16 protein-coding genes are annotated in these 15,393 nt (G+C 37.6%); 3 read left to right on the top strand and 13 right to left on the bottom strand.

Features of this window, described 5'->3' with window-relative positions; all coding sequences use genetic code 11:
- The first annotated feature begins 2 nt into the window (after window positions 1-2).
- Both IEW44_RS09390 and IEW44_RS09385 read left to right on the top strand, forming a co-directional pair.
- Window positions 3-1,427, top strand: coding sequence for a LutB/LldF family L-lactate oxidation iron-sulfur protein (locus IEW44_RS09390; protein WP_036143019.1), 1,425 nt, complete (start codon window positions 3-5; stop codon window positions 1,425-1,427).
- Window positions 1,428-1,429: 2 nt separating this feature from the next.
- Window positions 1,430-2,137, top strand: coding sequence for a LutC/YkgG family protein (locus tag IEW44_RS09385; RefSeq protein WP_188614788.1), 708 nt, complete (start codon window positions 1,430-1,432; stop codon window positions 2,135-2,137).
- A gap of 44 nt (window positions 2,138-2,181) precedes the next feature.
- On the opposite strand, the gene IEW44_RS09380 is transcribed toward IEW44_RS09385, so the two are convergent.
- From IEW44_RS09380 to IEW44_RS09355, 6 genes are all read right to left on the bottom strand, one after another.
- A complete protein-coding gene (locus IEW44_RS09380; RefSeq protein ID WP_188614787.1) occupies window positions 2,182-2,517 on the bottom strand; it encodes a YutD family protein in 336 nt (111 codons plus the stop codon).
- A gap of 17 nt (window positions 2,518-2,534) precedes the next feature.
- Window positions 2,535-3,455, bottom strand: a complete 921-nt coding sequence (lipA, locus tag IEW44_RS09375; RefSeq protein WP_188614786.1) for a lipoyl synthase — start codon at window positions 3,453-3,455, stop codon at window positions 2,535-2,537.
- A gap of 78 nt (window positions 3,456-3,533) precedes the next feature.
- Window positions 3,534-4,628, bottom strand: a complete 1,095-nt coding sequence (locus tag IEW44_RS09370) for an HD-GYP domain-containing protein (protein ID WP_188614785.1) — start codon at window positions 4,626-4,628, stop codon at window positions 3,534-3,536.
- Between the two features lie 17 nt (window positions 4,629-4,645).
- Window positions 4,646-6,007 carry a bifunctional metallophosphatase/5'-nucleotidase gene (locus IEW44_RS09365; protein WP_188614784.1) on the bottom strand — a complete coding sequence of 454 codons (1,362 nt, stop codon included), beginning with the start codon at window positions 6,005-6,007 and terminating at the stop codon, window positions 4,646-4,648.
- A 12-nt stretch (window positions 6,008-6,019) separates the two neighbouring features.
- Complete coding sequence (locus IEW44_RS09360) at window positions 6,020-6,844, bottom strand: sulfite exporter TauE/SafE family protein (protein WP_188614783.1); 825 nt, start codon at window positions 6,842-6,844, stop codon at window positions 6,020-6,022.
- Between the two features lie 2 nt (window positions 6,845-6,846).
- Window positions 6,847-7,704 carry a DUF72 domain-containing protein gene (locus IEW44_RS09355; protein WP_188614782.1) on the bottom strand — a complete coding sequence of 286 codons (858 nt, stop codon included), beginning with the start codon at window positions 7,702-7,704 and terminating at the stop codon, window positions 6,847-6,849.
- A 150-nt stretch (window positions 7,705-7,854) separates the two neighbouring features.
- On the opposite strand from IEW44_RS09355, the gene IEW44_RS09350 reads away from it, so the two are divergent.
- Window positions 7,855-8,685: a MerR family transcriptional regulator gene (locus tag IEW44_RS09350; RefSeq protein ID WP_188614781.1), complete on the top strand. Its 831-nt coding sequence runs from the start codon at window positions 7,855-7,857 to the stop codon at window positions 8,683-8,685.
- Window positions 8,686-8,706: 21 nt separating this feature from the next.
- Here the strand turns inward: IEW44_RS09350 and IEW44_RS09345 are convergent, their stop codons facing one another.
- The 7 genes from IEW44_RS09345 to IEW44_RS09315 all read right to left on the bottom strand — a co-directional run bounded on the left by IEW44_RS09345 (window position 8,707) and on the right by IEW44_RS09315 (window position 15,388).
- Entirely contained in the window at window positions 8,707-9,483 is a 777-nt protein-coding gene (locus IEW44_RS09345; protein ID WP_188614780.1) for a YibE/F family protein, read from the bottom strand.
- Window positions 9,480-10,571: a YibE/F family protein gene (locus IEW44_RS09340; protein ID WP_188614779.1), complete on the bottom strand. Its 1,092-nt coding sequence runs from the start codon at window positions 10,569-10,571 to the stop codon at window positions 9,480-9,482. Before IEW44_RS09340 ends, IEW44_RS09345 begins: the two co-directional genes overlap by 4 nt.
- A 135-nt stretch (window positions 10,572-10,706) precedes the next feature.
- Window positions 10,707-10,958 carry a hypothetical protein gene (locus IEW44_RS09335; protein ID WP_188614778.1) on the bottom strand — a complete coding sequence of 84 codons (252 nt, stop codon included), beginning with the start codon at window positions 10,956-10,958 and terminating at the stop codon, window positions 10,707-10,709.
- Between the two features lie 390 nt (window positions 10,959-11,348).
- A complete protein-coding gene (locus IEW44_RS09330) occupies window positions 11,349-12,527 on the bottom strand; it encodes a M24 family metallopeptidase (RefSeq protein WP_188614777.1) in 1,179 nt (392 codons plus the stop codon).
- Entirely contained in the window at window positions 12,518-13,510 is a 993-nt protein-coding gene (locus IEW44_RS09325; protein ID WP_188614776.1) for an ABC transporter ATP-binding protein, read from the bottom strand. Before IEW44_RS09325 ends, IEW44_RS09330 begins: the two co-directional genes overlap by 10 nt.
- On the bottom strand, window positions 13,507-14,487 hold the full coding sequence (locus IEW44_RS09320) for an ABC transporter ATP-binding protein (RefSeq protein ID WP_188614775.1): 981 nt from the start codon (window positions 14,485-14,487) through the stop codon (window positions 13,507-13,509). Before IEW44_RS09320 ends, IEW44_RS09325 begins: the two co-directional genes overlap by 4 nt.
- Window positions 14,488-14,500: 13 nt before the next feature.
- A complete protein-coding gene (locus IEW44_RS09315) occupies window positions 14,501-15,388 on the bottom strand; it encodes an ABC transporter permease (protein WP_188614774.1) in 888 nt (295 codons plus the stop codon).
- Window positions 15,389-15,393: the final 5 nt, after the last annotated feature.

Raw genomic sequence — 15,393 nt, 5'->3', positions numbered from 1 at the left:
CAATGTCGATGAAAACGAGTGATAAACAATTTAAAGAGCGCGTAACAGAAAATCTCGCTGATGATTTTATGCGCGGGGCGGTTTCTTCTGCACAGCAACGCTTTCAAACACGCCGCTTAGGCGCAGCTGAAGAGTTAGGCAACTGGGAAGACTGGCGCTCACACGGTGAGGAAATCCGTCAACATGTGTTGGCTAACCTTGATTATTATTTATATGAGCTGAGCGAAAACGTGGCTAAGCGCGGTGGGCATGTTTACTTTGCCGAAACAAAAGAGCAAGCTGCAAGCTATATTCAAGATGTAGCCAAAAAGAAAAATGCCAAAAAAATCGTTAAATCAAAATCCATGGTGACAGAGGAAATTCATATGAATGCGGCACTAGAAGCAGTAGGCTGTGAAGTAATCGAAACTGACCTTGGTGAATATATTTTACAAGTGGATGACCATGAACCACCGTCACATATTGTCGTACCTGCTCTACACAAAAACAAAGAGCAAATCCGCGATGTGTTTAAAGAAAAACAAGGTTATACAAAATCTTCATTACCTGAGGAGCTAGCACTTCACGCGCGTGAGCAACTGCGTCAAGATTATTTAACTGCAGATATCGGCATTACAGGATGTAACTTTGCGATTGCTGAGAGCGGCTCAATTACACTTGTCACAAACGAGGGCAATGCTGACTTAGTTGCGGCATTACCTAAAACACAAATTACCGTAATGGGCATGGAGCGTATTGTACCAACGTTTGCAGAGATGGAAGTACTCGTTAGTTTATTAACGCGCAGTGCTGTAGGGCAAAAGCTAACAAGCTATATTACTACGCTAACAGGCACACGTGATGAGGGCGATGTAGATGGCCCTGAAGAGTTTCATTTAGTTATTGTAGACAATGGGCGCTCTGATATTTTAGGTGGCGAATTCCAATCGATTTTACAATGTATTCGCTGTGCAGCTTGTGTAAATGTTTGCCCTGTTTACCGCCATGTTGGCGGTCACTCTTATGGCTCGATTTACTCTGGTCCTGTTGGGGCTGTACTCTCACCACTGCTTGGTGGCTACGAAGATTATAAAGAATTACCGTATGCCTCAACACTTTGTGGCGCTTGTACAGATGCTTGCCCTGTAAAAATTCCGCTTCACCAACTATTACATCAACACCGTCAAGTCATTGTCGAAAATGAAGGCAAAGCACCAATATCTGAAAAAGTGATGATGAAAGCATTTGGTTTTGGTGCTGCGTCAAGCGGACTTTATGGTATGGCAAATAAAATGGCGGCACCGCTCATGTCACCATTTACGAAGGGCGACACGATTAAAAAGGGTCCAGGTCCGCTCAAGGCTTGGACAGAAGAACGTGACTTCCCTGCGCCAAACAAAGAAAGCTTCCGCGGTTGGATGAAAAACCGCTCGAAAGGAGAGAAGTAATCATGATCGAAAATCGCAATGAATTTTTAAGTAAAATCGCTAAACAGCTCGGACGACCGCAACCTACTTCTCGCCCTGAGCGTAATTTTTCGTTTAGCCCACAGCACCAAGTATTAGCAAATGCTACGCAGGAGGAACTCGTTGATGCTTTAGTAGAGCAATGTAAAAACATTCATACAAAAGCAATTACCACAACGACTGCTGACCTAGTAGCTACCCTAAAGCAAGTCGTGACTGACTATAAAGCTACCTCTGTCATTACGTCGACAGACCAACGCTTTGCTGACTTTGGCGTCCTGCCACTTATTACCGAACACTGGCCGCAACAAGAGGTTGCTACCCATCAATGGCAAGAGCGTTGTGGCCAGGATAATATCACCTTCGCTGAACGCGCGGACGTTGGTATTATGGTGAGTGAAATGACACTTGCCGAATCAGGTACAGCTGTATTGTTTAGCGATAAAGATAAGGGCCGATCGATTAGTTTTCTCCCCCAAAACTCCATCATCCTTATCCCAAAAAGCACAATCGTACCACGTATGACACAAGCTGCCACTACGATCAGCGCAATGATTGAGCGAGGTGAGCAAGTTGCGTCATGCGTAAACTTCATTACAGGCCCAAGTAACTCTGCTGACATCGAAATGATCTTAGTCGTTGGCGTACATGGTCCTATTAAAATGGCGTACATTATTATTGAAGATCAATAAATAAATAGACAAAAACCCGACCAAATGAATTGGTCGGGTTTTGTCTATTCAGCATTAATGGGTGTTTCCTCAGTAGGTATAGGTGTCTCTATTTTTTTATCTGTTATTTTTTGACCGCGCTTTAAAATAAAATAAGCACAACCAAAATTACAATATTCATATAAATAATCTTCAACTGTGCTAATTTTCGTATCAAAACTTGCCTTAGTATTACGATCTTCGTAAAACCCTTTTAAACGTAACTGATTGTAACCCCAATCACCAACAATATAATCGTACTTCGCTAAAATATCAGAATAACGCTCTTGCACTACTTCAAGATCAAATGCTTCGCGATAATTTTCAATGACTTCATACTCGTATTTTTCGATTGCTACCAATGCGTCCTTCACCTCTCTTACTTTTTGGCTTGTAATTGACGCTCTTTTGTCGCTGCATTTACTTGCTCATCCGCATGATAACTACTGCGCACTAATGGGCCTGCCTCACAATGTGAAAATCCTTTTTGCATAGCGATTTTACGTAGTTTTCCAAACTCTAATGGTGAGTAATATTTTTTTACAGGTAAATGTTTTTTAGTAGGCTGTAGGTATTGACCAATTGTCATAATGTCTACACCATTTGCGCGTAAATCATCCATTACCTCAATAATTTCTTCTTCTGTTTCACCTAGACCAATCATTAAAGACGATTTTGTTGGAATCTCTGGCTGTAATTCTTTAGCACGACGTAAAAATTCTAAAGAGCGGTCGTATTTGGCTTTGGCACGCACCCTTGGTGTTAGGCGACGTACCGTCTCAATATTATGATTTAGAATGTCTGGTTTTGCTTCCATTAATTGCACGATATTTTCATCTGTACCACCTAAATCTGATGGTAAAACTTCTACAGATGTTGCAGGGCTTTTGCGTCTTATTGCTCGAATAGTTTCAGCAAGTACTCCCGCTCCACCGTCTTTTAAATCGTCACGTGCAACCATAGTAATCACCACATGTTTTAAATCCATAATTTTAACAGAATCTGCTACGCGTTCTGGCTCTTGTAAATCAAGCTCTGTCGGCAGCCCTGTTTTAACGGCACAAAAGCGGCAAGCTCTTGTACATACAGAGCCTAGAATCATCATAGTAGCTGTACGACGCTCTCCCCAGCACTCATGAATATTTGGACAACGCGCCTCCTCACAAACGGTATGTAAGTTATTTTCACGCATTAATCGTTTTAAACCTTTATACTCATCATTTGTATTTAGCTTAATTTTCAACCAATCTGGCTTGCGCAAATGTTCTTCTTTGTTGTTTGTTGGCTTGCAAGATGTCATCGTTTCTCTGCCCCTATTCTATGAAATGTATTTGTTGTCAATGTAACACATTACGTTTTACACAACAACTGTTACTTCTTATAATATGTATTCTGGTTCTGTCGTCATAATCTTTACTTGTGGTGCCTGCAATAAATTGAGTTCATACGTTGCTTTTAAACGCTCACCTTGCTCTTCAAAAATACGCAAATTAGGGCGTAGAGGCAATGTTGTATTTTGACGCACTACAATGCCAACACGCGCATCGTTTAATCGCACAATTGTACCATTTGGATAATGTACGACAGAGCGCTTTAAAGCTTCTACTACTTTTTTATCAAAAGATACGCCACTACCTTCTTCAATAATAGCTAAACACTCTACTGGAAGTAATTTACTGCGGTATACACGGTTGCTAGAAAGCGCATCAAACACATCAGCTACTGCTACGATCTTTGCGTAGGGATGAATATCCTTTTCTGTGATGCCACGTGGATAACCTGAGCCATCGAGACGTTCATGATGTTGGAAAGCACAATGGGCCACTAATAAAGGCACAGAGTATAAATTGCGTAATAATTCAAAGCCGTAACGTGCATGTTCTTTCATTTGCTCGTACTCATCATCTGTTAGTTTACCTGGCTTTTGTAAAATGCTATGTGGCACAGCTATTTTACCAATGTCATGCAATAAAGCACCTAAGCCTATTATTTTCATTTCCTCCGCATTATAATGCATTTCTTGTGCAATAGCTAAAGAATATAAGGCGACTTGAAAGGAATGTTGGTAAATATATTCATCATATAAAAAAGCATCTGACAGTACAGTTAGTGCCTCTTCACTACTTGATAAAATCGCAATAAGTTCGTCAATTTGCGAACATAATAATTGCGCTTGTTTCTCTAACACAAAGGCTACATTTTTTCCTTGTGAATTTCTTACTACGTCAAATGACTGTTTAATATCTTTTACTGCTCGATTCCTCACGCTGACGGATACGGTTTCTTCAATTTCAATCCCTTTAGAAAGTGCAGTATCTACATAAATGTATTGGATATTTAACTGTTCTAAACGTTGAATAATACGACTGGTAATTGTTGCACCTTCTTGCAACAATGGATGCCCTGCATCATTCCAAATCGTCTTGCCAAGTACCATATCTTCTTTTACTGCCGCTATTGAAATCAGCTGCATAGCAACCCCCACTTACGTTATGAATTTTCTCTATCTCTTTGCTGCCCGTACTGTGCCACAATCTCTCTTAAAAAAGCTGGTAAAATATAGTGTTTTTTCGCATATTTAAATTGTGGATAAAAATAGCCAAAAGTAAACATATCTAATGTGACCAATCGGTATTTTTTATGGGGCTCTGCTAGTTGTCCATTAATATATAATTGGCGTTTATCATCTAATGACATGCCGTAAGTTAACATCTTACCCAATACTACGCCTCTAAAACCTAAACCTTTCAAAGCCATTCTTGGCCACGATTCATCATGGGTAGCTAATACTTCTTTTAACGCTTCAACCTCTAACTCTACAACACACAAATTAATAGGATGTGGTAACATATGATGTAAATCTAGTGCTGTAACAGCGCCCTTTTTTAAGTCCGTTAAAAAGATCCCCGCGTTAAACAAGGCACAGTCTGCATTTGTTGTATCTAAAATAATTTTAGCAAAGGCATCTGATAATTTAGAATAATGGTCCCACTCTTTATTGTAATACCTCGTTGTTTCAAAGAGAGGCGTGGTCATCTTTCTTTCCCCAATAGCGGTTAAATCAGCTGTAAATATAGCTTCTCGCTCTACAGTTGGCAATTGTTGACTCTCGTGTAATCGTGTCTTTTTATGTAGTTGCCCGTTATCATCAATCTGTAAAGTCAATTCTCCTAAGTAACGCCCGAACATGCCTCCACCTGTCAGTAAAACATCATTGACCCATTTACCATGTGGCAATACATGGTGGGTGTGTGCACCAAAAATCACATCAATAAATGGGCACATCTCTGCAATGGCTTCATCTTCATTAATGCCAAGATGAGATAAGAAAAGTAAAACGTCTACTTTGTCACGTAAATAATAACTTAATTGCACAATTTTTTCTCTAGGCCCACTGACATCCCAATTCATAGTTTTATAAAATGCTTCAAATGGAGCAGTAGCACCCATAAAGCCTATCTTTGTCCCATTGGCTGTTTCTTTTATAACATAAGGCTTTACCCATTGTGGCGTAACACCTGCTATAGCAGTTAAGTTAGCTACTACAACATCAAAGTTTGCCTCTTCATACAACGTACTTAAATCTTCGTAACTCAAGGTAATACCTTCATTATTGCCAATTGTTACAACATCGTAACCTGCCTCATTTAACAATTGGACGTTACCTTTACCTAAGGTTGCCTCAGTAAATATCGAAGAACGGTCCATATGGTCGCCTACATCACATAAAAAAACACTATCCCCTTCAGCTTCATATTGTAACTTTTGTTGTTGAATGTAAGCTTGTTGTCTTGGCCAGTATGCGAAATGGCTATGCCAATCATTTGTATGGAAAATATGAATTGTTTCCAAATTACCCTCTCCTTAACCTAAAAGCCCTTCAATAATAGAACGTATTCCCAGTAGTAATAAAATAATACGCAAGATGAGTACTAACGTATCTGATTTAATTTTCTTATTAATACGTGCTCCTAATTTAGCACCTAAATAAGCGCCTGGAATAACAGGTATCGTATATAGCCAAGGCACATTCCCTAAATAAATATGGCTAGCTGAATTAACGATGGCTGACAAAAATACCATAAACATCGATGTGGCTACTGCAACATGTGGTGGGAACAAAAACAGGATAATCATGGCTGGCACAATCATTGACCCACCGCCAATACCAAATAAGCCAGAAGCAAATCCAATCGCAAATGTTAGCATTAACGCAAACCAAATCGGAAATCCGTATACATATTCTTTACCTTCTGGATCAATAAATGTTCTTTTCTTACCATGTGCTACAAACCATTTTACAGGTTTTAGCTTATCTCTTACAATTAAAATCGTTGCTAAAATAATAAGTAAAATACCAAAATATAAGTTAAAAGAGGGCAAGTCCAATCCTTTATTCACATACGCACCTAAAATGGTACCTGGAATACTGCCTGCAAAAAAGATAAACCCACTTTGGTAATCTACCGTCTTTGCTTTCATATAACTTAATGTAGAGGCTAGCCCTACAAATATCATCATAATTACAGATAGCCCTACAACCTTTTGGGGTGTAATATCAGGAATTAATCCCAAAGTAATGCCTACAAATAATGTTGCAGGCACTAGAATAACACCGCCACCTAAACCTACAAGTGCACCAATAATGCCAGAGGTTAAGCCAATAATAAAAATTAATGCAAAAGCCATTATTACCAATCTCCCTTAAAGAAATCTAATTGTCTTGGTGCTAAGCCCTCATATTTGATGGCTAATAATTGCTGTAGTTTTTTTGCATTTGGTGCGGCATCATGTGCAGAATTATTATTAAAGGTAACCGCAATATCATGATGGTCTTCAAATTTACGTATTTCATTTATAAATTGTTGTAACTCGTCCTCATTATAATTATAAAGAAAACGCACCTTACGCCAATGCTCTGCATTACCTATATTGCGCCAACCATGAACATTACGACCATGTAAACGAAACATCACCTTATGGTGCGTGGCTTTTGGCACAAAAGGTACACTACCTGCCCCTACTTGTGGCTCATCACAAATCACATGTATTAAGGATTGTTCTTGCAAGAACGCCAATGTCGCTTGCTCATTTTTAGCACTAAACCAAGTTTGGTTCCGAAACTCAATTGCAATGGGTAGATGGGCTAGGCGTGTACGTATTTTTTTAATATATGCTTTATTTTTTGGCACACAATCATACCAAGGCGGGAATTGAAATAATACCGCAAATAACTTACCTGCTTCTTGCATAGGTGAAATACTAGCTTCAAATGTTCGAAAGATTTCTTCAATTGAGGTAAAAGTCCAGTCTTCTTTACGTTGATGTCCTGTCATAGCTTGGTAAGCCTTTACAATAAACTGAAAAGTATGTGGTGTATCTTCAACCCAACGCTCAACCACCTCTTTACGAGGAATTGCGTAAAAGGCACTATCAATCTCTACAATCGGAAAATGACCGCTATAATCAAGTAATTTTGCACTTGCTTTAGTTGCTGATGATTGCAAAATGGGATGGTCACTAAAGCCTGTTAAACCAATCCGAATCATTTTTTCACCCCCTCCCTATCATAGCGCAAATTCCGACTCAACGTCTCCCCTTTCTCAAAAATTTCTTGCAAAAAAAGTGATTTTTTATAAGATATTACGTATGCTTTATCATAATGGTTTACCATTTTAAAAAGAAAGGTTGGCATGTTTATGGAGCAAACAAAAAAGTGGTTTACTACAGGAGAGTTTGCACAAGCTTGTGGTGTCAAAAAGCAAACCCTCTTTCATTATGATGCCATTGGTTTATTAAAACCTGAACACAAAAATGCGAATGGTTATCGTTACTATGGCATTCAACAAACGGAACTTTTTAGCGTTATTGATATGTTGAAAGATATTGGCATGTCTCTTTACGAAATAAAAGACTTTCTGCATTTTAAATCACCCGAAGAAGCAATTGAGTTGCTCACTGAAAAACAACAAGCTATGCACGAGAAGATTGCTAATATGCAGCGCACAGTGCAAATTATTGAAAATAAACGATTACAAATTGAGGCTTCTTTGCATCTTGATTTCTCTACCTTCTCTATCGAGCAACTACCTGAGGAATATTATGTATTAAGTGAAAACATTTTAAATTGTTCAGACAAAGCCTTCGCTAAACATATTATGGCTTTCATTCGTTATACACGTAAAAAAAGTTTGGATATTGGTCATCCTATTGGTGGACTTATTAAACCTGCACAATTAAGTAGAGCGGATTATTGGAATTATGCACACTTTTACATGAGGATTGCTAAACCTACTACGACGTTAACAGCGCTCCATATTCGAGAGGCAGGCTGTTTTGCTGTTGGCTACCATCAAGGGAGTTTTCGCAATATCCATGATACTTATAAACAATTGAAAGCGTGGATACATGCTGAAAAATATGTGATATGTGGCAATAGTTATGAAGAATTTGTCGTTGATGAAGTCTCTGTTACAGGGGAAGAAAATTATGTCACAAAAATTATGATACAAGTAAAGCAACAATGTTGACAGGATAAAAAAATCTAAGCCTCACAAAGAAGGCTTAGATTTTTTATGTTTCACTTGTAAAGTTACACTACTTAAAGCTGCAGCTATAGGAATAATAAGGGCTATTCCTATTCCTGAACAAAAAATCGTAACCATTTCTGCACCAAATACTTTTGCATTGACAATCTCTCCAAAAGAATAAGATAAATCTTTAAACCAAATTAATAAACCTAAATAACCGCCAAAAAAGGCAAAAAATAATGTATTCGTATCCGTACCTAAAATATCTCTACCTATAGCGACACCAGATTGATATAACTGCTGTTTAGTCATCTTATGATTTTGCTCAAAAAACTCATGCATTGAAGAAGTAATCGAAATAGCAACATCGACAATTGCACCAATCGTCGTTAATACAATCACTGCTGCACTCACTTGTAAAAAGTCTACGCCAATATATAAACTATAGGGCACTAGCTCTTCTGTTTCTTCCTCACTAAAACCATGAATGGCCATTTGTTGCGAAACTACATAAATTAATGTTAATAATATACTAATTGTAAGCAGCGTTGCAGCAAATGCCGTTAATGTTTTTTGATTCATCCCATTAATATAAAATAAATTAATGCTACTAATTAGCACTACAGCTACCAATGTTAATATTAAAATATTCGTATTTGTATCTAACATGAAAAATACCACAACTAATACGACTATAAAGTTTAAAAATAGCGAGATGAAAGAACGTATCCCATTTTTCCCACCTACTTGATACATTAAGATCAATAAAATAATCGCAAGCACTACTAACATATTCATGCGCTCACCTGCCTTCTCGTCATAAACCATAATGACACATGAATCGTAATAGGGATTGTCAATACAACCCCAATCCCACCTACTAAAGCACGTGCAATTTCTAAAGATAAATTCATAGATAATGTGTAGCCAAAGGGCAATCCATTTTTAAAGTACAATAACAGCATAGGGATTGCACCGCTAACATAAGCAAAAAATAAAATATTAGTGATTGTACCCATAATATCCTGTCCAATCACACGACCTGATTTTTTCAATTCAATTAAGGTCATTTTAGGGTTACGCTCTTGTAAAGCAAATAACGATGAAGCTAACGTAATCGCAACATCCATTACTGCACCTAAAGAACCAATTAATAACCCTGCTAAAAAGACCGTTTGATATGGTCTCGTTAAAAATTGCATCTCCTCATAATGTAACCCGTTCTCTTTTGTTAACAACATGACAACAAAGGCAATGGCCATTGTTGTCCCTGTCCCTATCAATGTAGCAATCACAGCTGTATATGTTTTAGCATTACAGCCATTCACAAACAATAGTGATATTAAAGTAAATAATAGGACAATTACTGCGCTTACAATAAGCAAACTCAAGTGGTCAAATCTACTATATAACTCTAGCCCAATAAGCAATACCGTAATATTACAACTAAAACTAATCAGAGCTAGCAATCCTTTTTTTGTGCCTACAATCAATAATGTAGCAATAAATAACCAGCCTAATAATACGATAGCATAATCTCGCTTTTGATTAACAATATGTGCTGTTGTTTCACTGTCATCATCAAATGCAATAAAAACTCGCTGATTATTGCGATACGATGTATCAAATGCACCTGATTCCGAAAACTCATTTGTTAATGTCACTCTTGTGTTTTTAGCTGTGCCATTTAATACAATTGCCTCCATTTGTTGCTCATAAATCGTATCCTTATTGCCCCCACGATCGTGAACTTCTTCTTGTGCTGTTATTTTCGTGTGTACTATTTTAGCAATTGGTTTGTCATATAGCGCTTCATTATAATATGTACCGATTGTCGTTATTAAGCTAACCATAATTAATATGATAATTCTCCACTTAGCTCTCATAACATCCTCCTTAATCTACTCATACAATACGTCATTATTTCACTGTCTTTTTAAAAAAGCAACTCACTATATCTCTATCCAATAAAAATGACATATCTCCACAAGGAAATATGCCAGATTAGCATCTATTACGATTTAAGAGGCACTGATTTGTGCCGTCATAACTTGCTGTACTACTTGTGTTAATAATTGTTGTTCTTGTTGGTTAAAATCGTCAAAATGAGCAATAGCTCTAAACTTAGATAACACATCAATTAATATTGTAATGTCTTGAGCATGTTGATAGTCTACAAGTTTCTCGTAAAAGAAACTTGCGGCTTCTCTTTTATTTGATGTTTGTAATTGTTGAATTAGTGTTTGCATGGTTAAAATCAGTTCGTTATTCATTTTATCACCTCATTATTAATAACAATCCTAATAAAATAATACGTGCGAAAAATCTAGCCTCTTGAAACGGTGTAACATCAAATTCACTTGCGACTCGTGTCGTTTTTACATTCACCGATAAATGTAATCTATTGACGTTGTGTGACTTCAATTTGCGACCTTAAAAATTCTATTTTCCGAGGTAAATTTAACATTGTCTCACGCCTTATATTATATAATAACGAACATATGTTTCTTTTTCAACTTTTATTCTTTAATTACGTTAAATAAAATCCATAAAATGCGCTAATTATAGACGAGATAATCGTACAAACATACTTTTCTACCCAAAAAAAAGCACTGCTAAATTTTTTAACAGTACTTCTTTTTGGCTATGCCCTTATGCTTTTATTAACAAATGAGAGATGCTAAATCTCTTGGATAATAGGTTAACATCTCCATGCCATCCTCTGTAATGACAACTGTGTCAGAATGACGGAAACCACCTAAACCTGGCACATAAATACCTGGTTCAATCGTAAAGACCATACCTGGTTCAATGACTGTATGGTCACCTACATCTAAAAATGGCGCTTCATGGCCTAAAATACCAATATTATGCCCTGTATGATGGCGCGTTAAATGTTGAATACCTTGTTCTTTGAAATAGTTTTGCACGGCTTGTTCCACTTCACTACATGTCACACCTGGTTTTAAATTATCAAAAGCGACATCTTGCGCTTCGTACATATACTGGAAATATTTCTCTTGATCTTTTGATACTTCATTAACAAACATAGTACGCTCTAATTCACTATGGTAGCCAAAAACAGTAGCGCCTGCTCCTGTCACAAGTGTGTCACCTTGTTGCAACATAATATTTTGTGTTACAGCATGTGGAAAAGCAGATTCAGGACCAATTTGACCTCTAAAAATAGCATGTGCTCCCACGTCGCCATGTGGTTTATAATCTTGACCTAACGTTTCAATCATAGCTAATGTCGCTTCCGCTGAAGCACGACTTGTCACTTCAATTTCACTATAACCTACTTTTGTATACTTCTGTAATAAACGATGCGCCAAATTCCCCCAACGACACGACTCTTTAATCAACTCAATCTCATTAGGTGATTTTACAAAGCGCATCTCTTCAATAATATGCTTTACTGACACATAGTTCGCAGTCAATACTTCTGCTAATGCTGGCCCTCGATAGCCCATTGATGAACCATACCCCGCTGCATCACAACCTACTGTTTGCCCTTCAAAGTGATGTTGCTTTAACACGGCTGCAAATGTTATCATGGGGTGCGTCAAACTTGGATATTCAAGATAGTCATAGACACCATCAATTACAGCATATTCTTCTGCATGCTCTCGCTCTAATGATGGCACATATAAATAGTACTTCTGCTGTTTATCTACAAATAATATAATAGGACGCTCTGTCGGATAAAAATGAAATCCTGTTAAATAAAAGATGTCGGCTACTGCATAAATAACAGCAGAGTCACAACCTCTCTCTGCAATAATACGTGCGAAATTTTGCTGTCTCTCTTTAAATTCATTTGTTGGAATCGCTAATAACATAATTCATTCGCTCCTTCTTGATATAAATGACAATGTACTTGATGGCTTGCTGAAAAATGGGTGGCACTTGGTGATTGTTGTTGGCATAATTCGGTTGCAAATTCACATCTCGGATGGAAGGTGCAGCCTGTTGGTGGATTAGCTGGACTAGGTACGTCTCCTGTCAGCAAGATACGATTACTTTTTTCTTGTGGATGACTGATGGGTACAGCTGATAATAAAGCTTTCGTATAAGGATGTTTAGGATTATCAAATAATTCTTCTGTAGTAGCAATCTCGACAATACGCCCTAAATACATCACTGCTACACGGTCTGTCATATGCTGTACTACACTTAAATCATGTGATATGAATAAATACGTTAAGCCTAGTTGTTTTTGTACATCTAACATTAAATTAATGACTTGTGATTGGACGGAGACGTCGAGCGCAGAAACAGGTTCATCCGCTACGATAAAATCTGGGTGCAAAATCACTGCTCTAGCAATGCCTATGCGTTGTCTTTGTCCTCCTGAAAATTCATGAGGATAACGCTCTAAGTGATACTCCGATAATCCGACAATTTCCAATATTTCGATAATTTTTTGTAAACGCTCTTGCGGTTTATATTTATCATGAACTTTTAAGGGCTCCATTACTATTTGTAAAATCGTCTTTTTAGGGTTTAAGGATGCGTAAGGGTCTTGAAAAATCATTTGTAGTCGATGGCGTAAAGAGCGCATCTCATTAAAGTTTAATGTGGTTAAGTCCTTATCGTTAAAGAGCACCTCACCTGAAGTAGCTTGCGTTAAATTTAAAATAGTGCGCCCTATAGTAGACTTGCCACAGCCTGACTCGCCGACCAAAGCCAAAGTTTCGCCTTTATACACATCAAAGCTCACATCATCTACTGCTTTAATGACTTTATTGGGCTTGAACATACCTTGTTTAATTTCATAATAGGTTTTTAAATTTTTGACAGATAAAATTATCTCTTGCGTCATGCCATCACCCCATCTTCTGTTAACAACCAACATCTCACTTTATGATTACCGTTTACTACTGTTGGTGGTGCTGAGTTTACGCACTTTTCTGTTGCGAACTCACATCGATTGGCAAAGGCGCAACCTAGCATTTGCTCTGTTACTTTAGGTACATTCCCTTCGATAGAATATAGACGTGACTTGCGCTCATTATTATTGGGTAATGAGCGAATTAGCCCTTGTGTATAAGGATGCAAAGGCTCGTCAAATAAATCATTAATTAATGCTTCCTCCACCACATTTCCTGCATACATCACAATCACTCGGTCACAAAGCTCTGCTACAACGCCAAGGTCATGAGTAATCATAACAATACTCATCTCACGCTCTTGACGTAACGCTTTTAATAAACGTAAAATTTGTGCTTGTATCGTCACATCGAGCGCTGTTGTTGGCTCATCTGCAATTAATATATCAGGGTTACAAAGTAAAGCTAAAGTAATCATCACACGCTGCCTCATACCACCAGATAATTGGTGTGGATATTCATCAATGATCTCATCTGCTCTTGGAATACCTACTGAACGTAATGCGTTAATAATTGTCGTTCTTCTTTCTTTCTTTGGCATCTTTTGATGGCGTTTTAAAGGTTCACTTAATTGTTGACCTATGGTAAATACAGGGTTTAAGGATGTCATTGGCTCTTGAAAAATCATAGAGATTGTATTCCCTCTAATATGTTGCATTTCTTTATCAGATAACTGGTCAATTCTTTGTTCACCTAGTAAAATCTCACCTTGTGTAATCTGACTAGATTTTTTAGGTAACAGCCCCATCACAGCTTTTGTAGTTACGCTTTTGCCACAGCCTGACTCGCCAACAATTCCTAATATTTCACTTTTATTCACATGGAAGGTAACACCGCGAATGGGTTTTGTTACTTCACCATCTTTTGTAAATTGGATATTGAGGTCTTTTACTGTTAGTACGGTTTCCATCGTAGCACCTCCGTTATTCTGTTGACTCAGGGTCTAATGTGTCACGCAACCAATCGCCAAATAAGTTAACGCCTAATGTTGTAACTAAAATCGCTAAACCTGGAAATGTGATTAACCACCATGAGCTTAAAATATAGTCTTTACCTTCACTTAACATATTGCCCCAAGCTGGTGTTGGCGGTTGTACACCAAATCCTAGAAAACTTACAGAAGCCTCTGCAATAATATACGTGGCAATTTGCAGTGACGCTAATACGGTGATAGGCGTAATTAAATTAGGTAAAATATGTTTAAATAGCACACCAAACTTTGTAACACCTGTTGCAATACTCGCTGCGACAAATTCTTTTTCTCGTAACGCTAATACTTCACCACGGATTACCCTTGCAAATACTACCCAACCACCAATCGCTAATGAAATAATAATATTTTTTAAGCCTGTTCCCATAATCGCGTTGATCACAAGTACAAGTAAAATAAATGGAAAACTTAATTGCACATCTACAATACGCATTAAAACAACATCTACCCAACCTCTAAAATAACCTGAAATAATACCTACTACTGTGCCAACTGTACCCGCTAATAGCACAGTGATCACACCAATTACAACTGATATTCGTGCACCAACGATAATACGAGATAACACATCTCTACCTAATTGATCTGTTCCTAACACATGCCCCTCTGTCATAGGTGGCAATAACTTTTTAGTAAAGTCAGCTGCCAAAGGGTCATAGGGTACCATAATCTCACCAAACAAACTGATAGCAATTAATAATAAAATAATGACAAAGCCTACTATTCCTGTCCAACTTTTAAAGAGTGAGCGGAAGAAATATTGAAATTTTGTTTCTTTTTTACTTGTCTCCACTGGTATTTCGATTGTTTTCTGAACCATTTCTT

This window comes from Lysinibacillus alkalisoli, from assembly GCF_014643595.1.
Lineage (GTDB): Bacteria > Bacillota > Bacilli > Bacillales_A > Planococcaceae > Metalysinibacillus > Metalysinibacillus alkalisoli.
Note: the sequence above shows the minus strand (reverse complement) of the source record. Positions and strands in the feature narration are given on the sequence as shown.